This is a genomic window from Exiguobacterium sp. s43 (assembly GCF_018617255.1).
Lineage (GTDB): Bacteria > Bacillota > Bacilli > Exiguobacteriales > Exiguobacteriaceae > Exiguobacterium > Exiguobacterium profundum.
In genome coordinates this window covers 139554-154504 of sequence record NZ_JACSJT010000002.1, presented here as the reverse complement: position 1 = coordinate 154504, position 14951 = coordinate 139554, and the positions used below count along the sequence as shown (strand labels likewise).

The following is a 14951-nucleotide window of genomic DNA, read 5'->3' as shown; positions in this document are numbered from 1 at the left end:
GATGGATAGAAAGGATGAACCAAGATGACACCATGGACCGATCGACGGAGACGACCGTTGGAAGACTTACGCATCTCAGTCATTGATAAATGCAACTTTCGTTGCCGATACTGCATGCCGGAAGAAGCGTTCCGCCACCACCAATTTTTAAAACGAGATGAGTTGTTATCGTTTGACGAGATCGAGCGCTTCGTTCGCATCATCGCCCCACACGGCGTGAAAAAAGTGCGTCTGACCGGGGGCGAACCTCTACTCAGGCCGAATCTCGATGAACTGATTCGCCGCCTTCGCGCGGTCACGACCATCGAGACTATCGGGTTGACGACGAACGGCGTCTATTTAGAACGGATGGCGAAAGTGTTGAAGCAAGCTGGGCTCGACCGGGTCAACGTCAGTCTAGACGCCTTATCGGCCGAGACGTTCGGGATGATGAACGGACGCGGCACGTCGCCCGAGACAGTATTACGAGGAATCGATGAGGCGAAACGGCAAGGGCTCGAAGTGAAAGTGAACATGGTCGTCCGAAAAGGCTGGAACGATCATGAAGTCGCCCCTATGGCCGCGTATTTCAAAGAACGGAACATCACACTCCGTTACATCGAGTTCATGGACGTCGGCACGGCGAATGAATGGAACGTCGAACATGTCGTGTCGTCTGAATCGATTCTTGAGGTGTTGAAACAACGAAATGGATTACTTGAACCGCTGGCACCCGAAACACTAGGAGAAGTCGCGCAACGTTACCGTTACACGGATGGGGCGCAAGTTGGCTTCATCTCTTCGGTCAGCCAACCGTTCTGCGGAACGTGTACGCGAGGTCGCCTATCGAGTGACGGCAAATGGTACACGTGCCTGTTCGCAGAAGACGGGACCGATATCCGCGAATTGCTCCGCAGTGGGGCGAGCGATGAATTGATTGCCATGACACTAAAAATGGTATGGGAAGTACGGGACGACCGCTATTCGGAAGAACGGTCGCGAACTGGGAGTCGGACGCGAAACCGAATTGAAATGAGTTATATCGGAGGATGAAGACGATGCAAGCACACAACCATGTACATCAAAACACACAGCGTGTCCGGGCAGCGATTTTGACGATCTCGGATACGCGAACACTCGATACGGACGTGTCTGGCGAACATATTTGTACGCTATTAAAAGAAGAAGCACATACGGTCACATACCGCGAAATCACGAAAGATGACTCATTTGAAATCGAAGCGGCCGTCAGACGAATGGTCGACGAAAAAATGGACGTCATCTTGACGACCGGGGGAACGGGCATCACGAAACGGGACGTCACCATTGAGACGATTCGACCGCTGCTTGACCGAGAAATGGTCGGCTTCGGCGAGTTGTTCCGTTATGTCAGCTTCACGGAAGATATCGGACCGGCGGCGATGTTGTCGCGAGCTTTAGCAGGACGCATCGGGGATACGATCATCTTTTCGATGCCAGGGTCGCGAGGCGCCGTCGACTTGGCGATGACTCGCTTGATTCTTCCCGAGCTCTCCCATATCGTCTGGGAAGCGACGCGATGATCGGCATCGTCTTGGCAGGCGGAAAATCGCGCCGGTTCGGATCCCCTAAATGGCAAGCCTGTTATGAGGACATCTCGTTTGAAGAGCGGGCGCGACAGACACTCGTTACAACGACGAAGTCCCAATGGAGCGTCGTACCGGCCGGACAGTCGATGACCTCATATCAACTTGAAGATGACATGGAATGGCGCGGCATGGGGCCGCTCGCCGGCATCGTCACCGTCATGCGGCACGTCCCGGCTGAATGGTATGCCATCTGTGCGTGTGATACACCTTTGTTGCCGTCGCCCGTTTATGAACGGCTTGTGATAGAACGAGAGAATCAGCCGGTTGTCGCCTACGCAGATAATCGAATCCATCCGCTCATCGCCTTGTATCCCCGCTCGATACTGTCCCAGTTCGAAGCCGCTTTACGTCGAGGCGAACGGGCGGTCATGCCTCACTTGACAGAGGCGACAATCGTCTCGTTTGCTGAACGGGACTGGTTTAAAAATGTGAACACACCGAGTGATTATGAAGAATTGCTAGGAAAGGAAGTGGAGTAATGGAAAAGATGTCGACGCTATTTCGTAAGCCGCTCGCCGTTGACGAGGCGGTCATCCGTGTCCAAGAAGCGACGGGGAAAGGTCGGACGGAAACGGTACCGTTGTATCGAGCGAACGGCCGGATTTTAGCGATGGATCTCACTGCGACGCATGACGTTCCAGCATTTAATAAATCTCCGTATGACGGTTTTGCTGTCCAGTCCGCGGATTTGTTGAGAGCGAGCCGCGATGAACCGGTGACATTACCCATTCAATACGTTCAGGGAGCCGGACACGTCGGAGAACCGCTCCGCGCCGGCGAGGCGATTCGCATCATGACCGGGGCAAAAATTCCAGACGGAGTCGATGCGGTCGTCATGCTCGAGCTCGCACAAGCGGATGAACGAGTCGTGACGTTCAAGCGACCGGCCCGCGATGCCAATATTTCCTATCGTGGGGAAGATATGACGGCGGGGACGAATATCGTTGACCGAGGCACCCGCATTAATCCGGGCGTCATCGCCTTGCTCGCTACGTTCGGGTATGAGCAGGTCGACGTATACGTAAAACCGCACATCACCGTGTTTGCGACCGGTGATGAGCTCGTTGAACCGGGACAGAAAAAAACCGATGGGCAAATCTATAATTCGAATGCATATATGATTCTCGCTCAAATCGAGGCACTCGGTGGCGCGGCGACATATGGCGGTATCTTGCCGGATACGTTCGCTTCGACAAAGCGGGCGATTGACGAGGCACTTCGGACGAGTGATGCCGTCGTCACGACAGGCGGGGTATCGGTCGGAGATTTTGATTATTTACCGGATGTATATGAGGCGCTCGGGGCGACGGTGCTGTTTAATAAAGTTGGGATGCGGCCAGGGTCCGTCACGACGGTCGCGCACGTCGAACATCGGTTGTTGTTTGGATTATCCGGGAATCCGTCGGCGTGTTTTGTCGGAACGGAACTGTTTGTAGGCACGTATATGAAGACGTTATTCGGGCAAGCGGAGCGACCTGTCATCCAGGCGGAACTTGGTGTCGATTTCCCGAAAACGAATCCGTTCGACCGGTTCGTGCGTGGACATGTGACGATTGATGCGACCGGGCAGACGGTGGTTCATCCGAGCGGGAAAGACAAGTCGGGCATCGTCTCCTCACTCGCGACGTGTAACGCGTTGATTCATCTGCCAGGCGGAACGAGAGGGTTTCAAAAAGGGGACTTGGTGCGATGTCGAATCATCGATCAGCTTTGATTTTACAAGTGGTCGGCTATCAAAATAGCGGTAAAACATCGTTCGTTTCTGAGCTGACAGCACGCTTGTCGGCGACGGGGCTCCGTGTCGGTGTCATCAAACACCACGGTCACGGAGGGACGTTCGACTTGCCGATGACGGACTCGCATCGTCACGCGTTGGCTGGTGCCGTGCTATCGAGTGTGATCGGTGAAGACGGGACGTTAATCGAGTGGCAAGCGGTCGACACGTTTGAGTTGCTCCTCAACTGGTACGAGGCGCACGTCGACATCGTGATCATCGAGGGATACAAACGGAAAGATTATCCGAAAGTGATGCTCGTGCGAGACGGGCATGAACAACCGGTCGATGTGACGAACGTGATCGCGCGCGGAGATTCCGTGGCAGACAAGGACCGGTTGATGCGTTTAGTGGAAAGGTGGATGGAGAATGAAATGGTATCAAGTGAATGAACATCCGCTCGAACCGATGGCGCTTTACGAAACGGTCCGGCATCGAAACGTCGGGGCGGTCGTGCTGTTTATCGGGACGGTGCGAGAAATGACGGGTTCCAAACAGACTGAGCTCTTGGAGTATGAATCATACGTACCGATGGCCGAGAAGATGCTCGAACAAATCGCGAAAGAAGTGGCGGAACGTTGGCCTGGTGCGTTGACGGCGATCCATCACCGGATTGGACGACTCGATATCATGGAAGAAGCGGTCGTCATCGCGACGAGTTCTTCCCATCGCGCCGACGCATACGAGGCGAATCGTTACGCCATCGAACGGATTAAAGAAATTGTCCCAATTTGGAAACGGGAGCATTGGACCGACGGCACGAAATGGATGGGTGATCAAAAAGAACAACACCCAGGACGCCCGGAAGGAGTGACGTACACATGATTGAGGTATTATGTTTTGCCCACGTGGCAGAAGAGTTGGCGGTCCGGTCCTATACCGTTTCGGCTCCACAAACAATCGCCGCCTTGCGAGCGGATTTGGCCGAGCGGGGCGTGTCGGGAGCGGAACGTCTCATGTTCGCGGTCAATGAGCGCTATGAGACGGACGAATATACGGTTGCAGACGGAGACACGGTCGCCGTCATTCCAATGGTGAGCGGAGGATAAACGATGGAACTGACACACATGAACGACCAAGGGCGGGCGCGGATGGTCGATGTCTCGGATAAACCGGAAACGACACGGACAGCTCGGGCCCACACATCAGTTGAATTGAGCAGTGAACTGAAACAGCTCATCACGGATGGTGACCTTGCGAAAGGCGACGTGCTTGCTGTCGCCCAAGTGGCCGGGATTATGGCCGCCAAAGAGACGAGCCGCATCATCCCGATGTGTCACCCGCTCGCCTTGAAAAAAGTCGATTTAACATTCGAATGGGACGAGACACAGCTCATCATCGAGTCGTTCGTGAAGACGAAAGGTGATACCGGTGTTGAGATGGAAGCGTTGACGGCCGCATCGGTCGCAGCGTTGACCGTATACGATATGACGAAAGCGGTCGATAAAGGCATCGTCATCGGGCCGACATACTTGCTTGAGAAACAAGGCGGGAAGTCAGGGGGCTACGTCCGATGACACATGTTCCGGAACGTTACGCGCGGCAGGCCCGGTTCCACGGTATCGGTGGGGACGGGCAAGAACGTCTGATGGTGAAACGAGTGCTCGTCGTCGGTCTCGGTGCGCTCGGAGCGGCCGTGAGCGATCAACTTGTTCGGGCCGGCGTCTCACTTATCCTCGTCGACCGCGACTATGTAGAGGTGACGAACTTACAACGACAGACGCTCTATACGGAACAGGACGCACGTGCCGAGACGCCGAAAGCGGTCGCGGCGCTCGAACGCCTGCGGACCATCAACTCAGACGTTGAGTTGGACGCGCAAATCGCCGACGTATCGTGGGATTGGCTTCGGCCTTTGCCGCCCGTTGATCTCGTCTTGGACGCGACCGATAACGTCGAGACACGTCTTCTATTGAACGATTTCGCACTCGAGCGCGGCATTCCGTTCTTGTTTGCCTCTTGTGTCGGGGCATACGGCATGAACTACACGGTGATGCCGGAAGAAGCGCCGTGTCTTCGTTGTCTCATGCGTCATTTGCCGCTAGCCGGTCAGACTTGCGCGACAGCGGGGGTGGTGGCTCCAATCGTGCAACATGTGGCGAGCCGTCAAGCCGTCGAGGCATTGAAATATTTGACGGGGCGTCCTGAAAAGATGGAACGTCGGCTCTTGATTGAAGACATGTGGGAAAACCAGTCGCAGCGACTCGATGTCGCACGGCTCGTCGACGTGTCTTGCCCGTCTTGTCAAACCCATGACTATCCGAGTCTCGTTTCGAATCGACAACAGACAGCGATCCTATGTGGGCGCGATGTCGTCCAAGTCCGTCGGTCCATCGAGGGTCTGGAACCAATCGCGCATCAACTCGAACGGGCGGACATCGCCGTGAAGCAGACACCGTTCACGTTGGAATGGCGATGGCGGAATCACCGGATGCTCTTGTTCAAAGACGGAAGGGTTCTCGTCCATGGCGTTGACGATGCGCATGTCGCGGTCGCGATGGTCGATGAATGTCTTGGTACGTAATTCATCGCATCATAGAGCTTGTTTCTCCCTAAAAAAATACAAAATGATACAACAATTTCTGTGACACGTCATCAGCGTGAAGTCGGAACGGGTTACTTCGATGAAGTCTCGCTCGTCATCTCAGGTGGGCAATCATCAACGACTGCACTGGCTGGGTCGACAGAAGCAGAGCAGTTCACAAATTGATCATATTTTGGAGACGCCAACTTGTTGGTGTCTCTTTCTTTATGTGAAAGTATGTGAGATAGATTGATGAATATGTGAAAAAAAGATGAACCAAAGTTCATTTTCACTTCTCCAATTCGACGAATAGTTGTCACAAATAGTAAGAATAAACCGTTTCCATTCCTTGTATACTCAATCTGTTCACAAGTTGGACACAATGATAAAGGGGGAAGCATCATGCAAGGGGAACGATTGAATAAACGCAACGCTTGGTATCAAGCGGTATGGCGTTGGCACTTTTATGCAGGTCTCATATTTGCACCAATTTTTATTATCCTGGCTGTGACAGGAAGCATTTATTTATTTGAACCGCAAATAACGAAGATGCAATACAAAGACATGATGACGGCAACTTTCACGGAAGAACAGCCGATTGAAGTCCAAAAGGAATCATTCATGACGGAATATCCGGATGCGATGATCACATCGATTCGTTTGCCGGATGAAGGCGAATCGACTCGAATCGGTTGGATGAACAAAGACGAGATGATGTATACATATATTCATCCGGAAACTACAGAAGTTTTAGGAACGCGGTCTGCTGAAGGTAGCATGGATTTATTAGTTGTGATTCATGGCACACTATTAGGTGGTCAAATCGGGAACTGGGTCGTCGAACTCGCGGCGTCCTGGGCAATCATTCTTCTTATTACGGGGACATTCTTGTTTTGGCCGCGTGGTAAGAATCCGCTTCGGATGCTTATGCCGAAGCTTGGGAAAGGACGACAGTGGTGGAAGCAGATGCACGGTAGCGTCGCTTTGTGGTCATCGCTAGGCCTCGTGCTCATTATCAGTTCAGGGTTGGCTTGGTCATCCGTTTCGGGTGCGATGTTGCAGTGGGTTTCCTCGTCGACAAACACGGGAGCACCGATGTATGCCTATGCGTTTGGCGCCAAGCCAGAATCGACCGTGACGACAAAAGAGGTGGCAGAAGACGTACCTTGGGCGACCCAAGCAGATCTCGTTCCAACGTCTTCTCCAAGTACGCTGTTGCCGATTGATTTAAATCAGGTGGTGAACAAGTCCACGATTGATCGACCGTACACAATCTCGCTTCCGGAAGGCGAAACAGGCGTCTATACTGTCACATCGGCAGCAGGTCATCCATTTAAAGAATCGACGGTGAACTTAGATCAATATAGTGGTGAAACACTCAGCTCTGTGACATACGCAGATTACGGGATTCTCGGAAAACTGATTACGGTTGGAATCGCGTTCCATGAAGGTCGCCTGTTCGGTTTACTCAATCAATTGGTCGGTGTCGCGCTTTGTCTAGGTCTCATTTTCGTGGTCATCAGCTCGTTCATGATGTGGCGCAAACGAAAAGTCGGATCCATTGAACAGATGAAGCGGTTTGAGGACGAACGCATTAAACGAATCGTCGGTATCTTGATTTTACTTCTAGGTGTGACATTACCGCTCGCAGGAATCAGTATTCTTGTCGTTCTCCTATTTGATTGGTTGATTGGTCGCCGGAAGTTGAAAGCGGAGGTGGCAGCATGAAACGATTTAAAGCAGTCATTCCTGTCATCCTAGCGACAATTTGGTTAAGCGCGTGTCAACTTCAACCAGTAGAACGCACCATTGATCCGATTGGGATTCAACTGATCGTACCTGAACGTGTAGAAGTTGGCTCGACGACGCTTGCGATGAAAGTATCGAATGATGAACGTGTGACGGAAAGCCATATTCAAGTCACGCCTTACGATTCGGAAGAGACCCGGACGTATGAGGTGACAGAACAGGATGGCTATCTCGTGACGAGCGTGAAACTCGATCAGGGAATCTACCAAGTGAACGGCATGGTCCATGAAGGGCAGAAGGTCTATACGCCGTCCGCATGGATGATTGTCGGTGATGTACCGCAAGACCAAATCGACCAATTGCAGCAACCAATCGTTCACTCACACGACCATGGTGGTGAACATCAGCATTAAAAAAGTAACCGTTGCGTATGCAGCGGTTACTTTCGTTTAAGACGTATCCCGATCTCTCCAATGAGAACGGCAATGCCCATAAATCCGGCACCGAGGATGGCCATTTGATTCTGGTTGGCGACCCCGATTCCGTTCTCGAATTGATAAATCTCACGTGTTAAGAATTGGATCGGCTCACCGGATGTGAGTGCTTGTTCATAACCGAGCCAAATCAAAATCGAGAATGTGGCAATTGAAACCAAAAGTCCGATGAATGCGGTAGTACTGACACGGATTACGGTTCGAGTCATAGCGTTTCCTCTTTTCCTGTTTGTATACGATACGTCACAAGCTGAGGAAAAGATTCACGAGGCAATCATTTCGGAATGGTCAACACTTGTCCGACATAGATGGAGTTGACGTTTGTGATGTTATTGGCGGCTGCGATTTTTGCGACGGTCGTATTGTACATCGTCGCAATCTTGTAGAGTGTGTCGCCCGATTTCACCGTATATTTCACAGTCGTCGTAGGTGGTGTAACGGTCGTTCCTGGAATGATGAGCACTTGTCCGACATAGATGGAGTTGACGTTTGTGATGTTATTGGCGGCTGCGATTTTTGCGACGGTCGTATTGTACATCGTCGCAATCTTGTAGAGTGTGTCGCCCGATTTCACAGTGTATTTCACGGTCGTCGTAGGTGGTGTAACGGTAGTTCCTGGAATGATGAGCACTTGTCCTACATAAATCAAGCTGTAGTTCGTAATGTTGTTGGCGGCAGCAAGCGCCGAGACGGTGACTCCGTATGTCCGTGCGATACTGTACAACGTATCACCTGACTTCACGGTATACGTTTTGTTCGTCGATGTGTTTTGATATGCAAGTAATTGTGAGACCGTGACAAATTTGTACCCTTTTGCTTTGAGTTGTGAAATCATCGTTGGGAGTGCGAGCGGTGTACCTGGGGCCCCGGCTCCGGTATGCATCAAGACGATTGAACCCGGTTTGATGTTAGTCTGAACTTTCGTGTTGATTTGGCTCGCGGTCAACCCTTTCCAGTCAATCGTATCAATGTTCCATTGAATCGTGTATCCGTATCCTGCAGCCCCGACACCGCTCAATACGGTACTATTCACTGCACCAAACGGGGCTCTGAAAATCGGTTTTGTCGTTTTTCCGGTCAACGATTTAATCAAAGTTTCCGTGCGGTCGAGTTCGGATTTCATCTGCGTGGCAGTCAGTTTGGTGAAGTCAGGGTGTGTATACGAGTGATTTCCGAGTTGATGTCCTTTTGCGGCGATATTTTTAATGTACTGTGGATGGTTATTTGCGCCCGACCCCGTTAAAAAGAAAGTGGCTTTGACATTGTTTTTTGCTAAAATGTCTAAAATCTTGTTCGTGTTCGCCCCGTCTGCCCCGTCATCGAACGTCAATGCGACGACCTTGCTCGTCGTGTTCACGCTCGTGACAAATTTTGAAGCGGCGGCACTGACGGAAATCGATTGTGTGATCACCATCGCCAATAAGATGAACAGTGCCATCGCCCCACGAATGACCTTACGTTTCATCTGAATTCGCCTCCATTCATGATGTAACTCTCTTGATGTTAAGACTTTCCAAATGATTGACCTTGATATATTTTATATACCCCTTTTTAGAAATGATGGACTAAAATTCGGAAATGTACTCAATAAATTTTGATTCAACTATATGTGTGAAATTTGTGAGAATGTATCGTGGGATATATCACAGAATGCTCACACTCTTTTTGGAAAGAGATGGTATCATGAACAATGTGTGAAAGATGTAAGCGATTTATAAGGAGGACTTATGATGAAAAAGATGATGACACGGTTTGGGGTCGTGTTTGGACTCATCGGGTTATTCGTACTCGGTGCGTGTGGTACGGAGAAAGAAGCGGAGAGCGCGGCTGTTCCACAGTCAATGGAACCGGTCGAGGCAGAGTTGACGGTAGAGGCAACGGCTGAAAAGGGAGAGGCGGTACCTTTATCAGTAACAGTCACGCAAGATGGTCAACCTGTAGACGATGCGGATGAAATCAAGTTCGAAGTATGGAAGAATGGTGCGAAGGAAGAAAGTGAGATGATCAAGGCGTCACTCACGAAAGACGGTGTCTATGAAGCGGAGACGACGTTCGCGGAAGAAGCGGTCTATACGGTTCAGGTTCACGTGACAGCGCGTTCGATGCACACCATGCCGACGACAAACGTGACGGTTGGACATCCAGAAACGGCTGCTGAAGCAGAAGAAGAGAGTGAGCATCATCACCACGCTGGAGCGGATATCACGCTTGACCCGAAAGAGGCGACAGCAGGGGAAGAACAACCATTCATGGTACACGTCATGATTGAAGACGAGATGCTCGCTGGAGCGGACGTACAGCTCGAAATCTTCCAAGATGGGGCAGAGAAGCATGAATGGGTGAAGTTGGAGGAAGCAGATGCTGGGATGTATAAAGGTGCACACACTTTTGCTGAATCAGGCGCATACAACGTTCAAGTCCATGTCACGAAAGGTCATGACATTCATGAGCACGTGATGGAAACGGTAAACGTTAAATAAAAAATCGGCTCGCGTTTGAGCCGATTTTTTATTATGCATTTTGGTAAAGGGATTCAACTTGTTGTTGAAGCGCCTCGTTCTCCAAGTACTCATCGTATGTTGCTTCTTTATCCACGATGCCATTCGGTGTCACTTCAATGATGCGTGTCGCAATCGTCGAGATGAGCTGATGGTCATGTGAGCTGAAGAGGAGTACGCCTTTGAACGACTCGAGACCGTTGTTAAGTGCTGTGATCGATTCGAGGTCCAAGTGGTTCGTCGGATCGTCGAGGACGAGCACGTTCGAATTTGAAAGCATCATCTTCGAGAGCATGCAACGTACTTTTTCTCCCCCTGAGAGTACAGACGCCTTCTTCATGACTTCTTCACCTGAGAAGAGCATGCGGCCGAGGAATCCACGAAGGAACGTGTCTGACTCATCGGCAGGCGAGAACTGGCGCAACCAGTCAAGGATGCTCTTTTCTGAGCCCTCGAAGTATTCTGAGTTGTCTTTCGGGAAGTATGACTGAGTCGTCGTTACGCCCCATTTGACTGATCCTGTGTCTGGCTCCATCTCACCCATGAGGATTTTGAAGAGTGTCGTGATGGCAACGTCCGAACGACCGACAAACGCGACTTTGTCCGTCTTGTTGAGTGAGAACGTGACGTTATCGAGCACTTTCACGCCGTCAATCGTCTTCGAAACGTTGTCGACATAGAGAACATCGTTTCCGATTTCGCGCTCCATCGTAAATCCAACGAACGGATAACGACGTGACGACGGACGGATGTCATCAAGTGTGATCTTATCGAGCAACTTCTTACGTGACGTCGCTTGACGCGCTTTCGATGCGTTCGAGCTGAAACGTGCGATGAAGTTTTGAAGTTCTTTGATTTTCTCTTCTTTTTTCTTGTTCTGGTCTGCCGCCATACGTGTAGCAAGTTGGCTAGACTCATACCAGAAGTCGTAGTTCCCGACATACAATTGGATTTTTCCAAAGTCGAGGTCGGCCATGTGCGTACAGACTTTGTTCAAGAAGTGACGGTCGTGGGAAACGACGATGACTGTGTTTTCAAAGTTGATCAAGAATTCTTCTAACCATTGAATCGCTTTTAGGTCAAGTCCGTTGGTCGGCTCGTCTAAGAGGAGGATATCTGGCTTACCGAAGAGCGCTTGGGCAAGAAGGACTTTGACTTTCTCCCCACCTGTGAGTTCGCTCATTTGTTTCTGGTGGAGCGCTTCAGAGATTCCGAGACCTTGAAGGACCATCGACGCTTCCGACTCGGCTTCCCAACCGTTCAACTCAGCGAATTCACCTTCGAGTTCAGCTGCGCGCATGCCGTCTTCATCTGAGAAGTCTTCTTTCATATAGATGGCGTCTTTTTCCTTCATTACTTTGTAGAGACGCTCGTGACCCATAATGACGGTCTCGAGAACCGCACTGTCTTCATACGCGTAGTGGTCCTGCTTGAGGACAGCGAGACGTTCGCCTGGTGTGATGCTGACATCACCCGTCGTCGTATCTTGTTCACCTGATAAAATCTTTAAGAATGTCGATTTTCCGGCACCGTTCGCACCGATCAATCCGTAACAGTTGCCTGGCGTGAACTTGATGTTCACCTCTTCAAACAACTTGCGACCGCCAAATTGTAGGCTGACGTTATTTACTGTAATCATGTATGGTATCCCTCGTTTTTCTGATTAGTTTACGACGTGTATTGTATCACGTTTTTGAAAAACGCGCAGTCGCGTAAAAAGTGGAAGTGAAAAATGACTCTATTCGGTAATTCCCAACATATCATATGTTTAGTAAAAACATAACGTCTCACTTAATACATTTGGTTACTTGAAGTGAGACGTTGTGTCAAAGCAACGAAGTAAACGAATTCCTTCAGGGGAAATAGTGCAGTTCAGTTGCCATATTTCTAATCCGGAAGGTATCGCATCGTTAATCAATTGACGAATTAGATGGTCTTTTTTTCGGTTGGAATTACCGGTATAAATTGGTGCGTCATATAAAAAAACATATAAGAGGACTGCTCTTCCGGTTTGGGGTAGAGTGGAAATCAGAGCGTGGAGATGACGAATCAACCGTTCTGTCTCGATGGGTCGTTTCAATCGTCTACGTTTAAAGTGTGGGAGAGGAACAGTGAGTAGTTCGCTGAGCGGAGCCTTCACTTCCATGAAGATTCCATCAATCTGAAAATCGATTCGTGCACCGCCAATTACTATTTCACGTTTGATTCCCCTCGGGGTTGAGAAAGCATCAAGCTGGTTCTCGAGTAAGAAAGCTTCAACATAGTCGTTGACACGACCTTGATTGATTCCAATCCATTGTTCACCATCGACTGAAATGGCTTCGACTGTAAAGTGAGTTTTACGATTCGAGTCATAGGTTTCTGAGACGAGGCAGGGGATGTTTTCAAATATAATATCTCCAATCCTTCCTGTTACAGGACAATGGCAAGGCGCGAGCAAATCATCAACGAGTACGTCCATGACAAAGCGATTACGTCTGTTTACAATTATCGCTTTTTTCAAAGGTTCTTCAAATAAAATCATTGCCACTTTTACGTGAAATGACGGTATTCAACTCAAATGCTACATTTCCTGCGAGTGCGCGTGAAATCATACATTGATCTTTCGCTTTTTTCGCGATGCGCTCGACAAGCGTGATGTCTCGGTCGGTCATCTCTGTAGGTACATGAATCGTTGTCGCATAGCGAATCGTCTCGTAAGTGAAGATGCCGTTCGTCACATCGACGATGCCCTCTGCATTAATCGTGATACCACGATGAGTCAGGTCACTCCGTCCAAGTACGGCTGCGAGGGTGATGATATAACACGTTGCCGCTGCCCCGAGGAGCATCTCATCCGGATTCGTTCCGACTCCCGGACCGTCCATTTCGGGTGGGATTGAAATCTGTGTCTTTAATCGCTCGGCCGTGAGGGTGCCGACGTCATTTCGTCCGCCATCCCAACCGAGGTTCATGCTAAATGTATGTTTCATCAAAAATCGCCTCCAATGTCTCTAGTGTAAAAGAGAACGATTGGAGGCGCATGTGTTATGCTTGTGCGCGCTTCGCGAATGTGCGAAGTGTTTCGATGATGACCGTTGTCGCTTTTTCCATATTGTTCACAGAGATATATTCGAACTTCCCGTGATAGTTCTCTCCACCTGTGAAGATGTTCGGTGTTGGAAGACCCATGTAAGAAAGTTGCGATCCGTCTGTGCCACCACGAATCGGTTCGATTTTCGGTTCGATGCCAAGGCCGCGCATGACATCAGCGACGGTATCGACGATGTGTTTGACTGGTTCGATTTTCTCGGCCATGTTGTAATACTGGTCTTCCATTTGGAGTTCAATCCGTGCTTCCCCGTATTTTTGTTTCCATTCGAGGACAAGCTTCTCCATCAACGCTTTACGCGCTTCAAACTTCTGTTTGTCGTGATCGCGGATGATGTATTGAAGCGTCGTCTTCTCGACGCCCCCAGTGAAGCCGTTCAAATGGAAGAATCCTTCATAATTGCTCGTCCGTTCTGGTGCCTCATCAGCAGGTAACCGATTTTGGAACGCCATCGCGAGCTTCATCGAGTTCACCATCTTATTTTTCGCGCTACCTGGGTGTACGTTCGTTCCGTGGAAGGTGATGGTCGCACCGGCTGCGTTGAAGCTCTCATACTGCAACTCTCCGAGTGGTCCGCCGTCCATCGTATAAGCGAAGTCTGCATTGAATCGGGCGACATCGAATTTATGTGGTCCACGGCCGATTTCTTCATCTGGTGTGAAGGCGATGCGAACCGTCCCGTGTGGAATCTCAGGATGGGCCAATAAGTATTCAACGGCTGTAACGATTTCAGCAATCCCTGCCTTATCATCCGCACCAAGGAGTGTCGTACCATCCGTTGTCATGAGCGTATGCCCGACATACCCATCAAGTTCTGGGAAGTCTTTTGGTGATAAGACGACATTCAATGACTCGTTCAAGACGATGTCGCCACCTTCATAATGCTCGACGAGTTGAGGGGACACGTTCGTTCCTGTGAAGTCGGTCGCTGTATCCACATGAGCGAGGAATCCGATTGTCGGGACGTCATAATCGACGTTACTTGGAAGTGTGGCGAATAGATAGCCGTATTCATCCGTCTCGACGTCTGTCAGTCCGAGTTCTTTTAATTCTTTCTCCAAATGACGAATCAAATCCCATTGTTTGGCCGTCGATGGTGTTGTCGTACTCGTGAAGTCAGACTGTGTATCGATCTTCGCGTAAGTCATTAAGCGTTCAATTAATTTGTCTTGCATCTAAAAACCTCCCTAAGTCTTTACTCAACATATTCAGTT

19 protein-coding genes are annotated in these 14951 nt (G+C 50.1%); 13 read left to right on the top strand and 6 right to left on the bottom strand.

The window, feature by feature from the left end; translation table 11 throughout:
• Positions 1-24 precede the first annotated feature (24 nt).
• The 12 genes from moaA to KNO79_RS11440 all read left to right on the top strand — a co-directional run bounded on the left by moaA (position 25) and on the right by KNO79_RS11440 (position 8067).
• Positions 25-1032: a GTP 3',8-cyclase MoaA gene (gene moaA / locus KNO79_RS11490; RefSeq protein ID WP_211781931.1), complete on the top strand. Its 1008-nt coding sequence runs from the start codon at positions 25-27 to the stop codon at positions 1030-1032.
• 5 nt (positions 1033-1037) lie between these two features.
• Positions 1038-1541 carry a MogA/MoaB family molybdenum cofactor biosynthesis protein gene (locus KNO79_RS11485; protein ID WP_015880395.1) on the top strand — a complete coding sequence of 168 codons (504 nt, stop codon included), beginning with the start codon at positions 1038-1040 and terminating at the stop codon, positions 1539-1541.
• Entirely contained in the window at positions 1538-2086 is a 549-nt protein-coding gene (locus KNO79_RS11480) for a molybdenum cofactor guanylyltransferase (protein WP_214691352.1), read from the top strand. Before KNO79_RS11485 ends, KNO79_RS11480 begins: the two co-directional genes overlap by 4 nt.
• Complete coding sequence (locus KNO79_RS11475; protein ID WP_214691351.1) at positions 2086-3321, top strand: molybdopterin molybdotransferase MoeA; 1236 nt, start codon at positions 2086-2088, stop codon at positions 3319-3321. The genes KNO79_RS11480 and KNO79_RS11475 overlap by 1 nt, the downstream gene beginning before the upstream one ends.
• Entirely contained in the window at positions 3297-3773 is a 477-nt protein-coding gene (gene mobB / locus KNO79_RS11470; protein ID WP_074035050.1) for a molybdopterin-guanine dinucleotide biosynthesis protein B, read from the top strand. The genes KNO79_RS11475 and mobB overlap by 25 nt, the downstream gene beginning before the upstream one ends.
• Complete coding sequence (locus KNO79_RS11465) at positions 3751-4206, top strand: molybdenum cofactor biosynthesis protein MoaE (protein ID WP_015880399.1); 456 nt, start codon at positions 3751-3753, stop codon at positions 4204-4206. The genes mobB and KNO79_RS11465 overlap by 23 nt, the downstream gene beginning before the upstream one ends.
• Positions 4203-4430, top strand: a complete 228-nt coding sequence (locus KNO79_RS11460; protein WP_015880400.1) for a MoaD/ThiS family protein — start codon at positions 4203-4205, stop codon at positions 4428-4430. Before KNO79_RS11465 ends, KNO79_RS11460 begins: the two co-directional genes overlap by 4 nt.
• A gap of 3 nt (positions 4431-4433) precedes the next feature.
• Complete coding sequence (moaC, locus tag KNO79_RS11455) at positions 4434-4898, top strand: cyclic pyranopterin monophosphate synthase MoaC (protein ID WP_214691350.1); 465 nt, start codon at positions 4434-4436, stop codon at positions 4896-4898.
• A complete protein-coding gene (locus KNO79_RS11450) occupies positions 4895-5905 on the top strand; it encodes a ThiF family adenylyltransferase (protein WP_214691349.1) in 1011 nt (336 codons plus the stop codon). Before moaC ends, KNO79_RS11450 begins: the two co-directional genes overlap by 4 nt.
• 60 nt (positions 5906-5965) lie before the next feature.
• Positions 5966-6091 (top strand): hypothetical protein, encoded by a 126-nt coding sequence (locus KNO79_RS15665; RefSeq protein ID WP_256443674.1) that lies wholly within the window; start codon positions 5966-5968, stop codon positions 6089-6091.
• Between the two features lie 216 nt (positions 6092-6307).
• The gene (locus tag KNO79_RS11445; protein WP_214691348.1) at positions 6308-7633 is read left to right on the top strand and encodes a PepSY-associated TM helix domain-containing protein; all 1326 of its coding nucleotides are present in this window, start codon (positions 6308-6310) and stop codon (positions 7631-7633) included.
• The gene (locus KNO79_RS11440; RefSeq protein WP_214691347.1) at positions 7630-8067 is read left to right on the top strand and encodes a hypothetical protein; all 438 of its coding nucleotides are present in this window, start codon (positions 7630-7632) and stop codon (positions 8065-8067) included. Before KNO79_RS11445 ends, KNO79_RS11440 begins: the two co-directional genes overlap by 4 nt.
• Before the next feature lie 26 nt (positions 8068-8093).
• Here the strand turns inward: KNO79_RS11440 and KNO79_RS11435 are convergent, their stop codons facing one another.
• On the bottom strand, positions 8094-8357 hold the full coding sequence (locus tag KNO79_RS11435; RefSeq protein ID WP_214691346.1) for an LlsX family protein: 264 nt from the start codon (positions 8355-8357) through the stop codon (positions 8094-8096).
• A 65-nt stretch (positions 8358-8422) separates the two neighbouring features.
• On the bottom strand, positions 8423-9613 hold the full coding sequence (locus KNO79_RS11430) for a LysM peptidoglycan-binding domain-containing protein (RefSeq protein WP_214691345.1): 1191 nt from the start codon (positions 9611-9613) through the stop codon (positions 8423-8425).
• Positions 9614-9878: 265 nt separating this feature from the next.
• On the opposite strand from KNO79_RS11430, the gene KNO79_RS11425 reads away from it, so the two are divergent.
• Positions 9879-10628, top strand: a complete 750-nt coding sequence (locus KNO79_RS11425; RefSeq protein WP_214691344.1) for a FixH family protein — start codon at positions 9879-9881, stop codon at positions 10626-10628.
• Between the two features lie 31 nt (positions 10629-10659).
• Here KNO79_RS11425 and KNO79_RS11420 read toward each other — a convergent pair whose 3' ends face one another.
• The 4 genes from KNO79_RS11420 to pepT form a co-directional block, all read right to left on the bottom strand.
• Entirely contained in the window at positions 10660-12285 is a 1626-nt protein-coding gene (locus tag KNO79_RS11420) for an ABC-F family ATP-binding cassette domain-containing protein (RefSeq protein WP_015880408.1), read from the bottom strand.
• 165 nt (positions 12286-12450) lie between these two features.
• On the bottom strand, positions 12451-13170 hold the full coding sequence (locus KNO79_RS11415; RefSeq protein ID WP_214691343.1) for a DNA/RNA nuclease SfsA: 720 nt from the start codon (positions 13168-13170) through the stop codon (positions 12451-12453).
• Positions 13157-13621: an SACOL1771 family peroxiredoxin gene (locus KNO79_RS11410; protein WP_374193986.1), complete on the bottom strand. Its 465-nt coding sequence runs from the start codon at positions 13619-13621 to the stop codon at positions 13157-13159. The genes KNO79_RS11415 and KNO79_RS11410 overlap by 14 nt, the downstream gene beginning before the upstream one ends.
• A gap of 52 nt (positions 13622-13673) precedes the next feature.
• Positions 13674-14912, bottom strand: coding sequence for a peptidase T (gene pepT / locus KNO79_RS11405; RefSeq protein WP_214691341.1), 1239 nt, complete (start codon positions 14910-14912; stop codon positions 13674-13676).
• Positions 14913-14951: the final 39 nt, after the last annotated feature.

Excerpts from the sequence above, each read along its gene's own strand:
- KNO79_RS11415 (WP_214691343.1), bottom strand. The coding sequence starts at position 13,170 with ATGATTTTATTTGAAGAACCTTTGAAAAAAGCGATAATTGTAAACAGA.
- moaC (WP_214691350.1), top strand. The coding sequence starts at position 4,434 with ATGGAACTGACACACATGAACGACCAAGGGCGGGCGCGGATGGTCGAT.
- KNO79_RS11440 (WP_214691347.1), top strand. The coding sequence starts at position 7,630 with ATGAAACGATTTAAAGCAGTCATTCCTGTCATCCTAGCGACAATTTGG.
- KNO79_RS11420 (WP_015880408.1), bottom strand. The coding sequence starts at position 12,285 with ATGATTACAGTAAATAACGTCAGCCTACAATTTGGCGGTCGCAAGTTG.
- KNO79_RS11475 (WP_214691351.1), top strand. The coding sequence starts at position 2,086 with ATGGAAAAGATGTCGACGCTATTTCGTAAGCCGCTCGCCGTTGACGAG.
- KNO79_RS11445 (WP_214691348.1), top strand. The coding sequence starts at position 6,308 with ATGCAAGGGGAACGATTGAATAAACGCAACGCTTGGTATCAAGCGGTA.
- KNO79_RS11460 (WP_015880400.1), top strand. The coding sequence starts at position 4,203 with ATGATTGAGGTATTATGTTTTGCCCACGTGGCAGAAGAGTTGGCGGTC.
- pepT (WP_214691341.1), bottom strand. The coding sequence starts at position 14,912 with ATGCAAGACAAATTAATTGAACGCTTAATGACTTACGCGAAGATCGAT.
- moaA (WP_211781931.1), top strand. The coding sequence starts at position 25 with ATGACACCATGGACCGATCGACGGAGACGACCGTTGGAAGACTTACGC.
- mobB (WP_074035050.1), top strand. The coding sequence starts at position 3,297 with ATGTCGAATCATCGATCAGCTTTGATTTTACAAGTGGTCGGCTATCAA.
- KNO79_RS11425 (WP_214691344.1), top strand. The coding sequence starts at position 9,879 with ATGAAAAAGATGATGACACGGTTTGGGGTCGTGTTTGGACTCATCGGG.
- KNO79_RS11430 (WP_214691345.1), bottom strand. The coding sequence starts at position 9,613 with ATGAAACGTAAGGTCATTCGTGGGGCGATGGCACTGTTCATCTTATTG.
- KNO79_RS11480 (WP_214691352.1), top strand. The coding sequence starts at position 1,538 with ATGATCGGCATCGTCTTGGCAGGCGGAAAATCGCGCCGGTTCGGATCC.
- KNO79_RS11435 (WP_214691346.1), bottom strand. The coding sequence starts at position 8,357 with ATGACTCGAACCGTAATCCGTGTCAGTACTACCGCATTCATCGGACTT.
- KNO79_RS11485 (WP_015880395.1), top strand. The coding sequence starts at position 1,038 with ATGCAAGCACACAACCATGTACATCAAAACACACAGCGTGTCCGGGCA.
- KNO79_RS11450 (WP_214691349.1), top strand. The coding sequence starts at position 4,895 with ATGACACATGTTCCGGAACGTTACGCGCGGCAGGCCCGGTTCCACGGT.
- KNO79_RS11465 (WP_015880399.1), top strand. The coding sequence starts at position 3,751 with ATGAAATGGTATCAAGTGAATGAACATCCGCTCGAACCGATGGCGCTT.